The organism is Janthinobacterium sp. SUN073, assembly GCF_030397665.1.
Lineage (GTDB): Bacteria > Pseudomonadota > Gammaproteobacteria > Burkholderiales > Burkholderiaceae_D > Janthinobacterium.
On the sequence record NZ_JAPUBT010000011.1, the window covers coordinates 82,883 to 98,579 of the forward strand.

At 62.9% G+C, this 15,697-nt stretch carries 13 protein-coding genes and 1 other RNA gene; 3 read left to right on the forward strand and 11 right to left on the reverse strand.

The annotated features are described in order from the left end of the window. A complete protein-coding gene (locus O0882_RS23775) occupies positions 1-2,160 on the forward strand; it encodes an EAL domain-containing protein (RefSeq protein WP_289952082.1) in 2,160 nt (719 codons plus the stop codon). Here the strand turns inward: O0882_RS23775 and O0882_RS23780 are convergent. The 7 genes from O0882_RS23780 to ubiD all read right to left on the reverse strand — a co-directional run bounded on the left by O0882_RS23780 (position 2,129) and on the right by ubiD (position 9,818). Continuing rightward, complete coding sequence (locus tag O0882_RS23780; RefSeq protein WP_289952084.1) at positions 2,129-3,277, reverse strand: esterase-like activity of phytase family protein; 1,149 nt, start codon at positions 3,275-3,277, stop codon at positions 2,129-2,131. The two genes, O0882_RS23775 and O0882_RS23780, sit on opposite strands and share 32 nt — an antisense overlap. Positions 3,278-3,377: 100 nt before the next feature. After that, entirely contained in the window at positions 3,378-4,595 is a 1,218-nt protein-coding gene (locus O0882_RS23785) for a CaiB/BaiF CoA-transferase family protein (protein WP_289952085.1), read from the reverse strand. A gap of 3 nt (positions 4,596-4,598) precedes the next feature. Then, on the reverse strand, positions 4,599-5,189 hold the full coding sequence (gene recR / locus O0882_RS23790; RefSeq protein ID WP_071078710.1) for a recombination mediator RecR: 591 nt from the start codon (positions 5,187-5,189) through the stop codon (positions 4,599-4,601). 47 nt (positions 5,190-5,236) lie between these two features. Next, entirely contained in the window at positions 5,237-5,563 is a 327-nt protein-coding gene (locus O0882_RS23795; RefSeq protein WP_010396201.1) for a YbaB/EbfC family nucleoid-associated protein, read from the reverse strand. A gap of 40 nt (positions 5,564-5,603) precedes the next feature. Next, a complete protein-coding gene (locus tag O0882_RS23800; protein WP_289952086.1) occupies positions 5,604-7,895 on the reverse strand; it encodes a DNA polymerase III subunit gamma/tau in 2,292 nt (763 codons plus the stop codon). Between the two features lie 216 nt (positions 7,896-8,111). After that, positions 8,112-8,210: signal recognition particle sRNA small type (ffs, locus tag O0882_RS23805), an RNA gene on the reverse strand. 123 nt (positions 8,211-8,333) lie between these two features. Then, positions 8,334-9,818, reverse strand: a complete 1,485-nt coding sequence (gene ubiD / locus O0882_RS23810; protein ID WP_289952087.1) for a 4-hydroxy-3-polyprenylbenzoate decarboxylase — start codon at positions 9,816-9,818, stop codon at positions 8,334-8,336. Positions 9,819-10,296: 478 nt separating this feature from the next. Here ubiD and O0882_RS23815 point away from each other — a divergent pair, with 478 nt between their 5' ends. Further along, the gene (locus tag O0882_RS23815) at positions 10,297-11,217 is read left to right on the forward strand and encodes a lytic transglycosylase domain-containing protein (protein WP_289952088.1); all 921 of its coding nucleotides are present in this window, start codon (positions 10,297-10,299) and stop codon (positions 11,215-11,217) included. A gap of 134 nt (positions 11,218-11,351) precedes the next feature. Here O0882_RS23815 and nusB read toward each other — a convergent pair whose 3' ends face one another. The 3 genes from nusB to ribBA form a co-directional block, all read right to left on the reverse strand. Continuing rightward, positions 11,352-11,822, reverse strand: a complete 471-nt coding sequence (gene nusB / locus O0882_RS23820; RefSeq protein WP_071078713.1) for a transcription antitermination factor NusB — start codon at positions 11,820-11,822, stop codon at positions 11,352-11,354. Between the two features lie 188 nt (positions 11,823-12,010). Next, entirely contained in the window at positions 12,011-12,493 is a 483-nt protein-coding gene (gene ribH, locus O0882_RS23825; RefSeq protein ID WP_071078714.1) for a 6,7-dimethyl-8-ribityllumazine synthase, read from the reverse strand. A gap of 62 nt (positions 12,494-12,555) precedes the next feature. Further along, a complete protein-coding gene (ribBA, locus tag O0882_RS23830) occupies positions 12,556-13,671 on the reverse strand; it encodes a bifunctional 3,4-dihydroxy-2-butanone-4-phosphate synthase/GTP cyclohydrolase II (protein WP_289952248.1) in 1,116 nt (371 codons plus the stop codon). Positions 13,672-13,967: 296 nt separating this feature from the next. Between ribBA and O0882_RS23835 the strand changes: the two genes are divergently transcribed. Beyond that, the gene (locus tag O0882_RS23835; protein ID WP_289952089.1) at positions 13,968-14,393 is read left to right on the forward strand and encodes an OsmC family protein; all 426 of its coding nucleotides are present in this window, start codon (positions 13,968-13,970) and stop codon (positions 14,391-14,393) included. Here the strand turns inward: O0882_RS23835 and O0882_RS23840 are convergent. Continuing rightward, positions 14,390-15,610, reverse strand: a complete 1,221-nt coding sequence (locus O0882_RS23840) for a hypothetical protein (protein WP_289952090.1) — start codon at positions 15,608-15,610, stop codon at positions 14,390-14,392. The genes O0882_RS23835 and O0882_RS23840 overlap by 4 nt on opposite strands. Positions 15,611-15,697: the final 87 nt, after the last annotated feature.

Sequence of the window (15,697 nt, forward strand, 5' to 3'; positions counted from 1 at the left end):
ATGACAGCGCCCCTCCCTCCCCCACGCGGCCTGGTGCTGGTCGCCGACGACGATCCCGTGATGCGCCTGCTGATGCGGCAAATGCTCACCCAGGTAGGCCTGGACGTGATCGAGGCCGAAGACGGCGTGCAGGCGCTGGCCAGCTACAAGCACAGCGGGCCGGACCTGGTCATGCTCGACGTCGACATGCCGGCCCTGGACGGCTTTGCCGTGTGCCGCGAAATCCGCCGCCAGGAAGTGGGCGGCACGGTGCCCATCATCATGGTCACGGGCGGCGACGAGCTGGAAGCCGTCACGCGCGCCTACGAGGTGGGTGCCACGGACTTCATTTCCAAGCCCATCAACTGGCCCATCCTGGGCCACCGCGTGCTGTACGTGCTGCGCGCCAGCGACGCCATCGCCCGCCTGCGCATCGCCGACGCGCACAACCGCGCCGTGCTGGCCGCCATCCCCGACACCTTCTTTCGCCTCAATCGCGAAGGCTTTTATCTCGACTATGAACAGGGGCACGACGCCAGCGCCGGCTTTTCCCTCAGCGACTGCGTGGGCAACCATATCGGCGACGTGCTGCCGCCCGAAATCGCCGCGCGCCTGCTGGACAAGGCGCACGCCGTGCTGACCACGCAACATATCGGCTCGGTCGACTACACGCTCACGCACGAAGACAGCACGCGCCATTTCGAGGCGCGCCTGGTGGCGACGGGGGCCGACGAGGTGCTGGGCCTGGTGCGCGACATCAGCGAACGCAAGCGCACGGAAGAGCAGATCCGCCGCCTCGCCTATTGCGACAGCCTGACGGGCATCCCCAACCGCCAAGCCTTCCTGGAAACCCTGGAGCGCGAACTGCTGCGCTCGAAGGAGCACGACAAGAAATTCGCCGTGCTGTTCATGGACCTCGATGCCTTCAAGCGCATCAACGACACTCTGGGCCACGACGTGGGCGACCATTTGCTCAAGGTGGTGTCCGAGCGCCTGCGCGAAACCATCCGCCCCAGCGATCTGGTGCTGCGCGCCGAACACGAGTTTGAGGCCAGCTTCGGCGGCAGCAACCTGGCGCGCCTGGGCGGCGACGAATTCACGATTTTGATACCCGACCTGGAGCGGGTGGAAGACGCGCTGAACGTGGCGCACCGGGTCAAGGAAGCCATGCGCCGGCCCTTCATGATCGAGGGGCACGAGATTTTCGTCACGGCCAGCATCGGCATTTCGCTGTATCCGGAAGATGGCGAGGACTGCAATTCGCTGTTGAAATATGCGGACACGGCCATGTACCACGCGAAGAACTGCGGCAAGAACAACGCCAAGCTGTACAGCTCATCGCTGACGATGGAAATCATGAGCCACGTCAAGATGGAAGTGGGTCTGCGCAAAGCCTTGCAGAACAACGAGCTGTACTTGCTGTACCAGCCGCAGATCGACGTGCCCAGCACGCAGATCGTCGGCGTGGAAGCGCTGGTGCGCTGGCGCCATCCCGAACGGGGCATCATCTCGCCCACGGAATTCATCCCGCTGGCCGAAGAGACGGGGTTGATCGTGCCCATCGGCGAATGGGTGCTGCGCACGGCGTGCAACCAGGCCAAGGCGTGGCAAAGCGACAGCGGGCGCGCCATCCGCATGGCCGTGAACCTGTCGGCCAAGCAATTCAAGGATGAAAACCTGATGCAGATCGTGCTCTCGGCGCTGGCCGACACGGGCCTTGATGCGCGCCTGCTGGAACTGGAATTGACGGAGGGAACGTTGATGGACGATGCGCGCGCCACCATGGTGACGCTGGAGCAATTGCGCGGCATCGGCGTGTATCTGTCCATCGACGACTTCGGCACGGGATACTCGTCGATGAATTATCTGAAACGCTTCGACGTGCGGGCCCTGAAGATCGACAAGAGCTTTATCGCAGGCTTGCCGCAGGATACGGAAAACGCGGCCATCACGCGCGCCATCATCGCCATGGCGCATGGCTTGAAGATGGTGGTGGTGGCCGAGGGCGTGGAGACGGACGAGCAACTGCTGATGCTGGAAGAATACGGCTGCGACATGGCGCAGGGATACTTTTTAGGCCACCCGTCGCCACACGACACGATCACGGCCATGCTGGCCAGGCAGGCTGGCCAGCTGGCCAGCGTGGAAACTAGAGCACTTCGAAGGCAAGGATTTGCGTGACTTGCTGCGGATTAAAATTATCGTCGGAAATCATCACCAGGCTGCGGCGGCCGTTTTCCAGGCGCGGGCCCCAGCTGATACCTTCGATATTATCGACCTTGGGCAGGCCGATCTTTTCCAGGTCCAGCAGCAGGCGCTTGCGCGCCGGCACGTAGGCAGCACCGGCCAACGCCGGGATGGCCTGGATGTCGCTGGCGCCATCGGTGTCCATCGCGTAGATGCGCACATGGTTGGTGTAGATGCCATCGGCGTGTTCCACGCCGGCCCGCTCCACCACCAGCACCTGGTGGTCGTTCACCGCAAGAATTTCCGACACGCCATTGTCCGCTTCGCGCCCCGGCGCGGGCCGCGAGGCCACGGCTTCAATCGGATACGCATACTGGCGCAGCACGGTGCCGGCGCGGTCCAGGCGCGTGATGCGCACCACGGAGCCATTGTCGGGCGTGGCCAGCGGGCCATCCTGGTACAGGGCCGCTTCCATGCCCAGCCACAGGCTCTTGCCATCCGAGGAAAACGACAGTGCCTCGAAGCTCATGTTGTTGCGCGAGCCCGTTTCTTCCTGCGAGACATTGAACATGGCGGGCGTGGGCAAGGTAGCCAGGTAGTGGCCGCCGCTATCGGCGTGGCGCACGAACGGGTGCAGACCCACCTTGCGGTTGCCTTCGCTGCCATACCACAGGCTGCCGTCCTGCGGATCGACGCGGATGGTTTCGATGTCGGGCACTTGGTCGCCCTGGTCCAGTTTTGCATGCGCCAGGTTCGGGTAGCGGCTACCGTCCGGCTGCGTGAAGAAATGCACGCTGCTCAAGGTCACGCCCGTAAATGCCTTGCTGTCATAGTTCAAGGCAGCGCGGTAGAAGCGGGCCGGATTGATTTCCGAGCGGTCATCGCTTTCCATCACCCAGCTCTTGTTGGCCGCATCGTAGTCGATGCCGGACAAGCCGCCCACCGTGGTGCCCTCGAATGCCTGCTTCAAGGCGATGCGCTGCTCGCCGATCAGGCGCAGGCCGGCAATCGGCGCGTCGTGCGGGAAGCTGGCGCAGGCGGAGAGGAGGATGGACACCGCCAGCGCGGGGATCAGGCGCGCGCGCAGGGCACGGAGGGATGACTGCTTCACGATATTCCTTAATCAAACCCCAAGGGCAGAATCCGGGGTCGGACCCTGAGGGTCCGACCCCAGTCCTTGCCTGGGGTCAAAATGATTTGCCAAGCTAAACCTACACCACCCCAGCGGCCTTGAGCCGCGCAATGGCAGCCGCGTCATAGCCCAGCGACGCCAGCACCTCGTCGTTGTGCTGGCCCAGAGTCGGCCCCAGCCACTGCGTCTTGCCCGGCGTGGCGGACAGTTTCGGGCTGATGGCGGGCAATTTGACGGGCGTGCCGTCGGCGAAATGGTGTTGTTCGAACATGTCGCGGGCGAGAAATTGCGGATCGCTCATCATATCCCGCACGGAGTAAATTTTGCCGGATGGCACATCGGCCGCCTTCAGCACGGCCAGCGCGCTGTCTATCGTGTGCGTGGCGCACCAGGCGCCGATGGCGTCGTCGATTTCCTGCGTGCGCGCCACCCTGCCGTCGTTGCGCGCCAGTTGCGGGTCGCCCGCCATGTCGATGCGGCCCATGGCCAGCATCAATCGCTTGAAAATGGCGTCGCCGTTGCCGGCAATCACGATGTTTTCGCCGTCGCCCGTCGTGTAGGTGTTCGAGGGCACGATGCCGGGCAAGGAACCGCCCGTGCGCTCGCGCACCACGCCCGCCTGGTCGTATTCGGGCACCAAGGACTCCATCAGGTTGAACACGGATTCGTACAGGGCCACGTCGACCATCTGGCCTTCCCCGGAGGCCACCCCGCCGGTCACGTCGCGGTGGCGCAGCGCCATCATGGCGCCGATCACGCCGTGCAGGGCCGCCACCGAGTCGCCGATCGACACGCCGACCCGCACGGGCGGGCGGTCGGCAAAGCCGGACACATAGCGCAAGCCGCCCATCGATTCTCCGATCGCGCCAAAGCCGGGCAAATCCTTCATCGGCCCCGTCTGGCCGAAACCGGACAGGCGCACCATGATGAGGGAGGGCTTTTCCTTTTTCAGCTGTTCGTAGCCCAGGTCCCACTTTTCCAGCACGCCGGGGCGGTAGTTCTCGATGATGATGTCCGCTTCCAGGGCCAGCTGGCGCGCGATGGCGCGGCCTTCGGGCGACTTCAGGTTCAGGGTCAGACTTTTCTTGTTGCGCGCCTGCACCGACCACCACAAGGAGGTGCCATCTTTCAGCACGCGCCAGGTACGGATGGGATCGCCGCCATCGGGCGACTCGATCTTGATCACGTCGGCGCCGAATTCGGCCAGCATGCGGGCGCAGAACGGCCCCGCGATCAGGGTGCCCAGTTCCAGGACTTTAATGCCTGCCAAAGGACCAGCCGACGTTTTTTCTTGCATGATTTAGGTTGCCCTGCGGTCGAGCATCGCGCGGGCAATCGTGCCCGCGTCGACGTATTCCAGTTCGCCGCCCACGGGTACGCCGCGGGCCAGGCGACTCACGCGCAAGCCCCGCGCCTTCAGCATTTCGCTGATGTAATGGGCCGTCGCTTCGCCTTCATTCGTGAAATTGGTGGCCAGCACCACTTCACCGACCACGCCATCGTTGGCGCGGCCGAGTAATTTTTCGAGGTGGATATCTTTCGGGCCGATGCCATCGAGCGGAGAGAGTCGCCCCATGAGCACGAAATACAGGCCCTTGTAGGTGAGCGTCTGCTCGATCATCAGCTGGTCGGCAGGCGTTTCCACCACGCACAGCAAGCGCTTGTCGCGCTCTTCGTCGAGACAGGTCTCGCACACTTCGTGTTCGGTAAAGGTATTGCACAGGCCGCAGTGATGCACGGCATCGACGGCCTGGAACAGGGCGCGCGACAGCATGGCCGCGCCTTCCCTATCATGCTGCAACAAATGAAATGCCATCCGCTGCGCCGACTTGGGGCCGACGCCGGGCAGGCGCCGCAGCGCCTCGGTCAAAAATTCAAGCGACTTGGACATGGATCAACCCTGCCCCGTGCCACAGATCGAGCGCATGCGGGATTGCATCAGAATGGCATTTTGAAGCCGGCAGGCAAGTTCATGCCGCCGGTCAATCCTGCCATTTTTTCAGCGGACGTCGCTTCCGCCTTGCGCACGGCGTCGTTGAAGGCGGCAGCCACCAGGTCTTCCAGCATGTCCTTGTCGTCGGCCAGCAGCGACGGGTCGATGGAGACGCGCTTGACGTCGTTCTTGCACGTCATGACGATTTTCACCAGGCCGGCGCCGGACTGGCCTTCCACTTCCACCAGCGCCAGTTGGTCCTGGGCCTTTTTCATGTTGTCTTGCATTGCTTGCGCCTGCTTCATCAGGCCAGCCAGTTGATTTTTCATCATGAGAATGCTCCGTTAATTCAGTTTGTGAGTGTGTTAATCATCAATGCAGGGTCGGCGCGGCGGAGCCGGCCGGTGCAGGGGTAATCGTTCCCGGCACGACAAAAGCGTCGAATGCACGCTTCATGTCGAGCACGAAGGGATCGCTGGCGATGGTTGCTTCCGCTTGCAGCTGGCACGCCTCGCGGTGGGCCTGCGCTTCCGCGCTGGCCGTGTACCAGACGGCGCCCAGTTCCGTGTCGACCGCGACCTTGCGGCCGAAGCGTTCGGTGAGCGCGGCCGCCAGTTTTTCCACGTTGGCCGGGCTGCGCCACGTGTCGATCGGCACGCGCAGGCGGAACGTGGTGCTGTGGCCATCGTGCAGGCATTCGATCAGCTCGGCCTGCACGGCCAGCTGCTGGGCCACGCCGCGCAAGGGCAGCACGGCGGCGACGGCCGGCCAGTTGCCATCCCAGTCCAGGCCCGGCACGGGCGTGATCACGTACGGCCCGCTGGGCGCGGCTTGCTTGGCGGCGCGCTGCGGCATGACGACGGCGGGCTGCTCGGAACTTTGCGCGGCGGGTGCCGACACGGCAGCCGACGCGCTGTCGTCGGAAAATTCGGTGACCCACGGCGGCAAGTCGTCGTCGGCGGGCGCCTGCTGTGGCGGTGCCTGGCGTGCCGGCTGCACGGGCGCGGGTGCGAGCGCGGCCACGGGAGCTTCCATCACGGCGACGGGCGGCGCATCATCCCACGGTGCCGGCGCTTTCGCGGCGGCCGGTGGTGGCGGTGCAGCCTGGACGGGCGCTGCCGGAGCCGGCGCAGCGATGGCAGCGGCCGGTGCGGGGGCAGCCGGCTTGGGCGCCGATGTTGGCGCCGATGGCGCGCTGCCCGGACGGCCTTTCGAGGCGGCGCGGGCCGCTTCCAGCGCCGCATTGATGGCGGCGCGCGCGGAACTGATCGGCGCGCCCGAGGCTGCCGGGGCAGCCACAGCAGCAGGCGGCGGCGCTGCCGGTGCCGGGGCTGGGACAGGTGCAGCCACACGTGGCGGCGGCGCTTCGCTGCGCGCCATGCTGGCGGCTGCGGCGGCAACGACGGCGGGCGGGGTCACGGTTGCATGGCTGGCCACGCTGTTGGTGGCGGCGCGGGCGGCAGGAGCGGATGCGCCAGCGGCGGCGCGCGCGGCGGCGACAGCGGCGGGACGGTGGCCCGTTGCAGCGGCCGGTGCAGCCGCCGGCACGCCATCGGCGCCACCTATGCCGGGCCGAAAGGCCAGCATGCGCAGCAAGGTCATGGTAAAACCCGCGTATTCGTCGGGCGCCAGGCCCAGTTCATTGCGGCCATGCACGGCGATCTGGTAAAACAGCTGCACTTCTTCCGCGTCAAACGCGGCAGCAAGTCGCACGATGTCCGCGTATTCCGGCAAATCCTGCGGCAAGGCGGCCGGCACGGTTTGCGCCAGCGCAATGCGATGCAGCAAGGTGCCCAAATCCTGCAGCGCGCCGTTATACGACAGGCTGCGCGATGCCATCTCGTCGGCCACTGCCAGCAGATCGGCACCGTCCTGCTGCGCCAGTGCGTCGAGCAGGCGCACCAGGTACGATTGGTCGAGCGCGCCCAGCATGCCTTGCACGGCATCGAGCGTGACTTCGCCGGCCGCGTAGGCGATGGCCTGGTCCGTCAGCGACAGCGCATCGCGCATGGAACCGTGGGCGCCCTGGGCCAGCAGGCGCAAGGCCGGCTGTTCGAAATCGATGCCTTCCTGTCCCAGGATATTGTCCAGGTGGCTGATGATGTGGCCGGGCGGCATCTGCTTGAGGTTGAACTGCAGGCAGCGCGACAGCACGGTCACGGGAATCTTTTGCGGGTCCGTCGTGGCCAGGATGAACTTGACGTGTTCAGGCGGCTCTTCCAGCGTCTTCAGCATGGAATTGAACGCGTGGTTCGTCAGCATGTGCACCTCATCGATCATATAGACCTTGAAGCGCGCATTGCTTGGCGCGTAGACCGCCTGTTCCAGCAGCTGCGCCATTTCATCGACGCCGCGGTTCGACGCCGCATCCATCTCTATATAGTCGACAAAGCGCCCCGCGTCGATCGCCGTGCACGCTTCGCACACGCCGCAAGGCTGGGCCGTGATGCCGCCCGTGCCGTCGGGGCCGATGCAATTGAGCGACTTGGCCAGGATACGCGACAGGGTCGTCTTGCCGACGCCGCGCGTGCCCGTGAACAGGTAGGCGTGATGCAATCGGCCGCTGTGCAAGGCATGCGTGAGCGCGCGCACGACGTGCTCCTGGCCGACGAGCGTCTCGAAATTCTTGGGGCGGTACTTACGGGCGAGGACTTGATAGGACATGCTGAGATTTTACCATGCGATTTTGCGGGTGATCCTGCGCGGCGGGCGCAAGCCTCATGGCCGGGCCACATTCAAATATGGCAAACGCGGCAAAGCAGCAATTGTATAACATGGAGAGTGGCATTCTGGAAAATCAGGCAAGCATGCGGACTGGCAAAACACAGCGCCGCAAAACAAAAAAGCCGCCAACGGCAGCTTTACTGTTTGTTTCCCGAAGGAGGCGAGCCTGATCTGCGGCACTCATGGTTAATAGCCGTGGCTGCTTCGTTCCCGACCTGACCAGGTTAGCCATGCCACGATGCGCAGGGGCCCGCCAGGGACAATTATAACCGACCTGCGCAAGATTGGGGAAGTTGCTGCGCGACCATGCTAACCCAAAGGCAAAATCTGGGGTCGTACCCTGAGGGTACGACCCCGGCATCTGCTCTTGGGTTGGCCTTACAGGCCCAGCTCTTGCCAGATGCCATCCACCTTGGCCTTCACTTCCGGCGTCATGGCAATCGTCGTGCCCCACTCGCGCGTCGTTTCGCCCGGCCATTTATTCGTCGCATCGATGCCCATCTTGCTGCCCAGGCCGCTGACGGGAGAGGCGAAGTCCAGGTAGTCGATGGGCGTGTTGTCGACCAGGGTGGTGTCGCGGATGGGGTCGACGCGCGTGGTGATGGCCCAGATGACCTCTTTCCAGTCGCGGATATTCACGTCTTCGTCGACCACCACGATGAACTTGGTATACATGAACTGGCGCAGGAAGCTCCACACGCCGAACATCACGCGCTTGGCGTGGCCCGCGTACTGTTTCTTGATCTGCACCACGGCCATGCGGTAGCTGCAGCCTTCGGGCGGCAGATAGAAATCCGTGATTTCGCTGAACTGCTTTTGCAGCAGCGGCACGAACACTTCGTTCAGCGCCAGGCCCAGCACGGCCGGCTCGTCGGGCGGCTTGCCCGTGTACGTGGAGTGGTAAATCGGGTCGCGGCGCATGGTGATGCGGTCGATGGTAAACACGGGGAAACTGTCCTGCTCATTATAGTAGCCCGTGTGGTCGCCATACGGCCCTTCCAGCGCGTGTTCATAGCCGCTCGGATGGTTTTCATCCGGGTAGATATGGCCTTCGAGCACGATTTCGGCCGAGGCGGGCACGCGCAGCTCGCTGCCGATGGCTTTCACCAGCTCCGTGCGGCTGCCGCGCAGCAAGCCGGCGAACTGGTATTCGGACAGGCTATCCGGCACCGGCGTGACGGCCCCTAATATAGTAGCGGGATCGGCGCCCAGCGCGACGGCGATCGGATACGGCTTGCCCTTGCTTTGAATCGCATGCTCGCGGAAGTCCAGCGCCCCGCCCCGGTGCGCCAGCCAGCGCATGATGACCTTGTTGCGTCCCAGTACTTGCTGGCGGTAGATGCCCAGGTTTTGCCGCTTCTTGTTCGGCCCCTTGGTGATCACCAGGCCCCAGGTGATCAGGGGAGCGACGTCGCCGGGCCAGCAATGCTGGATGGGCAGGCGCGCCAGATCCACGTCATTGCCTTCCCATACGATTTCCTGGCACTTCGCGCCGCGCAACTCTTTCGGCGACATGTCCCACACGGACTTCACCAGCGAACCGAGGCCCAGCAGATCCTTGAAATCCTTCGGCGGTTCCGGCTCCTTCAGGCGCGCCAGCACATGGCCGATCTTGCGCAACTCGCTGACGTCTTCCGCTCCCATGCCCAGCGCCACGCGGCGCGTGGTGCCGAACAGATTGCCCAGCACCGGCATGTCGTAGCCCGTCGGATGATTGAACAGCAAGGCCGGTCCGCCTGCGCGCAAGGTGCGGTCGCACACCTCCGTCATCTCCAAAATCGGCGAAATGGGGGTCGAAATGGGCTTAAGTTCCCCCATTTGTTGCAGTTGAGAAATAAAATCTCGCAAATCTGAATATTTCATGTGTTTTTAATTTTTTTTGACGTCGGACGCCGTTGCTGAAGGATCTATGCCAAGTAATTGATTTTATTGGCTTTTGGCACAATGCAAGACAAAAAGTAAGACATAAAAGTAATAAAGAATCGATTCGTTAGTATTGACTTGATATAAAACGGCTTCTACAATTCGCCCAACTTGAAAGAGCACGCCGGCCCAGAGCTTGATTTTAGCGTTTCTCTTTCATTCACGGAGTCGGGGCTCCACATGACATTTTAAGGAGTGTTTTCAAAAGGCGTCTGCCTTACCCCCGGTAAAAGTTGTATTGCGACTGATCCAATACCAGCATGGGACCGATCAGCTCAAGCAAGCAATGACGGCGTTTCTCGCACGCATCCATACGCGGCGGAAACGATGATATTTCTGATGCACGGCATTGGCAGTACCCACAACACCGCGAGACCGCGGAGGGACTGCCTGTTGACGCGACATTTCGGGGAACTCTATGACTCATCGTAGCACTGAAGCAGCATTGCCTGCTTCAACCGTGGCTGGCCAGCCAGCGTTGGCGCGTTTGCGTGCCCGCGCACAAGCCATTTCGGCACGTGGGGTATTGACCACGGCGCAACACACACTGACAGTCTTCGGCATTTCCGCCCTGGCACTGATCGCCCTGCTGATGTTCCGCCCCGACCTGGGCAAGCAACTGACGCACAGCCTGTTCCCGCTGCCGATGGCAGAGGCGCAAGCCGTTGAAGCGCCGGCCCTGTCGGCACTGATGGAAGCGCCTGCATCCGTGCAAATGGCCGCCGCCAACGAGGCACCTTTGACCAAGGAAGAAAAAGCCTTGCTGGGCACGCAAAAGCAGCAGCAATGGGTCACCAACTGGCTCTCCAAACGCTACCGCGTGGCCAACGATGCGACCAATATGCTCGTCTCGACGGCGTACCTGACGGCCCGCGAAATCAAGCTGGACCCGCTGCTGATCCTGGCCGTGATGGCCATCGAATCGGGCTTGAACCCGTTCGCGGAAAGCCCCGTCGGCGCCCAAGGCTTGATGCAAGTCATGTCGAAAGTGCACCATGAGCGCTTCCAGGAAATGGGCGGCGTGCAAGCGGCCCTGAACCCGGTCGCCAACATCCGCGTCGGCTCGCTGATCCTGAAAGACTACGTCACGCGTGGCGGTTCCGTCGAAGCTGGCCTGAAAACCTACGTAGGCGCCGCCAATTTCGCCACCGACTCGGGCTACGGCTCGCGCGTGCTGGCCGAATACCGCCGCCTGAAGCAAGTATCGGCTGGCCAGCGCGTGCCGACCAGCACGCCGGTGATGGCATCGAACACGCCAGCGCCAGCCAAGGCGCCGGCAGCGGAAAGCGGCAGCATCACCATCAAGATTGCACCACATAACGAGATCGCTGGCCTGTGACCCTTTAAAAGCCCTCACAGGGGCATCCAAAAAGCAGCACCCAAAAATAGCACCCAATGAAAAAGCCACCGCACGCAAGTGCCGGTGGCTTTTTTATTGCCCTGCGGCAGCAGCCGCAGGAACTACGCTCTATATTACTTGCGCTTGTTGGCGCCCACTTCTTCCTCGCGGAATTTCACTGCCAGCTTGTCGAGCACGCCGTTCACATACTTGTGGCCGTCGATGCCGCCAAACGACTTGGCCAGCTCGACCGCTTCGTTGATGACGACGCGGTACGGGATTTCCATGTTGTTCTTCAGCTCGAACGCGCCGATCAGCAGAATGCCGTGTTCGATGGGCGACAGTTCCGCGATGTTGCGGTCGATCAAGGGAGCCATGCTGTCGCGCAGCGCCAGCGAATCCTTGATGGCGCCGTACAGCAGCACCGTGAAATGATCGCCATCGGCCTTGTCGAAACCATGCGCGGCGCGAATATTGTTCACGACGGTGGTCGCGTCTTCATTGTTCAGCAGCCACTGGTACAAGCCCTGCAGCGCAAACTCACGCGCGCGGTGACGCGGCGTGCGGTTTTTGCTGGGATTGGCGAGCAAATTTTTCTCAGTCATGATTGTTACCTGTTCTTAAGTACGTGTTCACTACAAATTCCGGCGAGACACTGCGGCGCGCTTTTAGGCAGCGCAGCCGCAATTCAAGCGTGCGTGAGAAGGATGTCAGGGCAAGGCGCGAGGCCGAAGACAGTACGAAAGTACGGCGAGGCCTTGCAACGCAGCCATGGCATTCTTATCACACGCGCTTAATCTTCGTCGGTGTCCTGCAACTCTTCTAGCGCTTGCGCTAAATTAGCCATTTCCACTGCCACGCGTGCCGCTTCGGCTCCCTTGACCAGCATGCGCACTTCCGCCTGCTCGTCGTTTTCGGTCGTCAACACTGCGTTGGCGATGGGGATGCCGTAATCGAGACCGATGCGCGTGATGCCTGCGCCCGATTCGTTCGATACCAGCTCGAAGTGGTAGGTTTCACCGCGAATCACGGCGCCCAGTGCGATCAGGGCGTCGAATTGCTCGGTTTCTGCCATTTTTTGCAGAATCAGTGGGATTTCCAGGGCGCCCGGCACGGTCACGTGCAGGATATCTTCATCGGCCACGCCCAGCTTGCTCAACTCTTCCAGGCATGCCGACAGCAAGCCACCACCGACGATTTCATTGAATCGTGCCTGGACGATACCGACGCGCAAACCTTCGCCGGCAAAATTGGTTTCATACGTTCCTACGCTCATCATATGCCTCTTTATATGTGCTCAGCGGCGGCGCCGTGCGCCGGGCCACTGAAGGTGATTAATTACTGCTGGCCAGGATGGCACTGAAAACCCGTTACTTCCAGGTCGAAACCGGCCATCGACGGCATCTTGCGGGGGCTGGCCAGCAATTGCATCTTGCTCACGCCCAGGTCGCGCAGGATTTGCGCGCCGATGCCGTAGCTGCGCAAGTCCATGCTGGCGGCACGGCCTTTCGGCTTGGCTTGCGGCGTGTCCAGAGCGGCGAACTGGGCAAACAGCTCGCCCGACGTCTCGCCGCAGTTCAGCAAGACCATCACGCCCCGTTCGGACTGCTTGATGGCGGCCATCGAGGCCGCTACAGTCCACGAGTGGGTGGTCGCTTCGCTTTCCAGCACGTCCAGCAGGGAAACAGGCTGGTGCACGCGCACCAGCGCTTCCAGGCCGGGCGCCAGGTCGCCATGCACGAGGGCCAGGTGAGCCGAGGCGCTGGGCTTGTCGCGGAACGCGATCAAGCGGAATTCGCCATGCGCCGTGTGCAGGGTGCGCTCGGCAACGCGCTCGACCAGCGACTCCGTCTGGCTGCGGTAATGGATCAGATCGGCAATCGTGCCGATTTTCAGGCCATGCTGCTCGGCAAACACCAGCAAGTCCGGCAGGCGCGCCATGGTGCCGTCGTCCTTCATGATTTCGCAAATCACGGAAGCGGGCGTCAGGCCGGCCATGGCCGTCAAGTCGCAACCGGCTTCCGTATGGCCTGCGCGCATCAGCACGCCGCCTTTTTGCGCTTTCAGGGGGAAGATATGGCCAGGCTGGACGATATCGCTGGGCTGCGTGCCCTTGGCCACGGCCACCTGGATGGTCTTGGCGCGGTCGGCGGCGGAAATGCCCGTCGTCACACCTTCGGCCGCTTCGATGGAGACAGTAAAGTTGGTGCCATACGCCGTGCCGTTGCGCGATGTCATCATCGACAGGTTCAGCTCGTCGCAACGCTCTTCCGTCAGGGTCAGGCAGACCAGGCCACGCGCATGCGTGATCATGAAATTGATGGCTTCAGGCGTCACGAAATCGGCGGCAAGCACCAGATCGCCTTCATTTTCCCGGTCTTCTTCATCGACCAGTATCACCATGCGGCCGGCGCGCAATTCAGCGACGATCTCTTCGGTGCTGGATATAGACATCATTGATCCTCTTAGTGAGACTAAAAACTGAAACATCGCGTGCGAATATTCCGCGAATTTCCGGGAATTTTCTTATAACCTGCTATTTTAAAGGATTTAGCGCTTGCAGACCTGAAATAAGACAGCTTTGCGGCACGGATGCCGCAGCTTGTCCCGCAAAGCGCCGGTTCCCTGATCCGGCGCACACGGAGGGGCAAGACGCGCGCCGCAGGCCTCGCGAAGAGCATAAGATCAGCCAGTCATCGCCACGGCGCTGGCACCCCACTCGCAGCGACACCCTACACAGGAGCGGCAACATGAAAACCAACGGATCGGCCATCTGGTCAGGCGGCATCAAGGACGGCAAGGGCGCCATCAGCACGCGCAGCGGCGCCTTGCGGGACTATCCCTACGGCTTTGCCAGCCGCTTCGAAGGCAAGCCCGGCACCAATCCCGAAGAATTGATCGGTGCCGCCCACGCGGGCTGCTTCACCATGGCCCTGTCGCTGATCCTCGGCGAAGCGGGCCTGACGGCGGAAAAGATGGAAACGACGGCCGAAGTGACCCTCGACAAGGTCGACGACGGCTTTGCCATCACGGCCGTCCACCTGATCCTGAAAGCGAAGATACCGGGCGCCGACCAGGCGACATTCGAAGCACTGACGGGCAAGGCCAAGGCCGGCTGCCCCGTATCGAAATTACTTAAAGCCAACATTACCCTGGACGCTACCCTGCTGCCCTAGATTTTCGTCACGGGCTTGACGGGCTCCACGGCAGCGACGGGCGCCACCAGCGGCAGGCGCGAGTCGCTGGCCGGCAATGGGCGGTTCATCAAACCGGGATTCAGGGCCGCATTGTTCAGGTTATACGCGGCGATGGCCGCCGCCACGGACGGGTCTTGCGACGAGGGCGGCGGCACGGCCATGCCAGCGTTTTGCGCGGCCAGCTCTTGCGCCTGCACATTTTGCTGGGCCAGCTGGGCTTGCGACGTCGCCAGGCCCGCATCGGCTTGCCCCTGCGTTGCGCGCGCCAGCGACTGAGCCCGGTCGGACGCCGCCTGTATCGCCCCCGCGGCTTCCTCCTGCTGCACCTGCTGCTCGGTATTCATGCGTTCGCCGTCGATGCGCTGGGCATCCACACGCAGGCTGTCTGCCCGCTGCGCCTGCAAATCCACATTCAGCTCTTCCGCGTCCAGTTGCTGCTGCAGCTCCAGTTGTCGCTGTGCAATGGCAGCCGTTTGCGGCGGCGCCGCATCGACGGCCTGCGGCTGCGCGACCTGCACGGCGCTGGACGGCAGTGCTGCGCCCGTCAAATCCGCTTCGACCACGGCCGCCAGCGGCGCGCCCTGCTGCCGGACCAGCACGGCACCCACCTGCGCCAGCACGTCCGTTCCCTGTTGCAAGGCATCCAGGGTGACCTTACTGTCGGCCGCATACGCGGCCTGTAAAGTGGCTGCGTCGACATCTTCATTGCGCAAATCGATGCCGATGCGCGCCAGACCCGCCTGGGTGAGCAAGTTGCCGTCCTGCGCCAGCGCGGCCGCCGCATCCGTCGTGCCGTCGCCCGACAACAAATCGTAGCGCTGCGCCAGGCTGCCCGGCGTCTCGCCCGCCGTCGCCAGCTGGCTGGCATCGATGCCGCTCGTTTGCAGCAGGGCGAACGATTCCGTCAGCTGTCGCGCCAGCGCCAGCAAGTCGTCATTGACATTCACGGGGGTATTTGCCGCGCCGGCCTGCTCTGCGGCGCCCTGCAAGGCCAGCAGTTGCCGACGCGACAAGGCCACGCCGGACAGGAACTGCCCCAGCGGAGAGAGGTCGACCTGGGTCGATGACGGAGCGGCAAGGGCCGCCGCCGCGCTGGACGACGGCACGGGCAGCGCCGGCGCCAGCGGCGCAGTTGCGCCCACGCGGGACGTGGCCGGGATGGTGTTGGGCACGCTTGCGCGCGAAATCGGGTCCATGGCTAGCCTCCACTGCGGAAAGCTTCATAGTATGCGCGTCTGCAAGAAAAGCAACACACGCCTGGCAAGATGCGAAGGCCGGCGGAC

Excerpts from the sequence above, each read along its gene's own strand:
- ribH (WP_071078714.1), bottom strand. The coding sequence starts at position 12,493 with ATGAGCGTAGGAACGTATGAAACCAATTTTGCCGGCGAAGGTTTGCGC.
- ubiD (WP_289952087.1), bottom strand. The coding sequence starts at position 9,818 with ATGAAATATTCAGATTTGCGAGATTTTATTTCTCAACTGCAACAAATG.
- O0882_RS23775 (WP_289952082.1), top strand. The coding sequence starts at position 1 with ATGACAGCGCCCCTCCCTCCCCCACGCGGCCTGGTGCTGGTCGCCGAC.
- nusB (WP_071078713.1), bottom strand. The coding sequence starts at position 11,822 with ATGACTGAGAAAAATTTGCTCGCCAATCCCAGCAAAAACCGCACGCCG.
- O0882_RS23835 (WP_289952089.1), top strand. The coding sequence starts at position 13,968 with ATGAAAACCAACGGATCGGCCATCTGGTCAGGCGGCATCAAGGACGGC.
- O0882_RS23785 (WP_289952085.1), bottom strand. The coding sequence starts at position 4,595 with ATGCAAGAAAAAACGTCGGCTGGTCCTTTGGCAGGCATTAAAGTCCTG.
- O0882_RS23795 (WP_010396201.1), bottom strand. The coding sequence starts at position 5,563 with ATGATGAAAAATCAACTGGCTGGCCTGATGAAGCAGGCGCAAGCAATG.
- O0882_RS23800 (WP_289952086.1), bottom strand. The coding sequence starts at position 7,895 with ATGTCCTATCAAGTCCTCGCCCGTAAGTACCGCCCCAAGAATTTCGAG.
- O0882_RS23815 (WP_289952088.1), top strand. The coding sequence starts at position 10,297 with ATGACTCATCGTAGCACTGAAGCAGCATTGCCTGCTTCAACCGTGGCT.
- recR (WP_071078710.1), bottom strand. The coding sequence starts at position 5,189 with ATGTCCAAGTCGCTTGAATTTTTGACCGAGGCGCTGCGGCGCCTGCCC.
- O0882_RS23840 (WP_289952090.1), bottom strand. The coding sequence starts at position 15,610 with ATGGACCCGATTTCGCGCGCAAGCGTGCCCAACACCATCCCGGCCACG.
- ribBA (WP_289952248.1), bottom strand. The coding sequence starts at position 13,671 with ATGTCTATATCCAGCACCGAAGAGATCGTCGCTGAATTGCGCGCCGGC.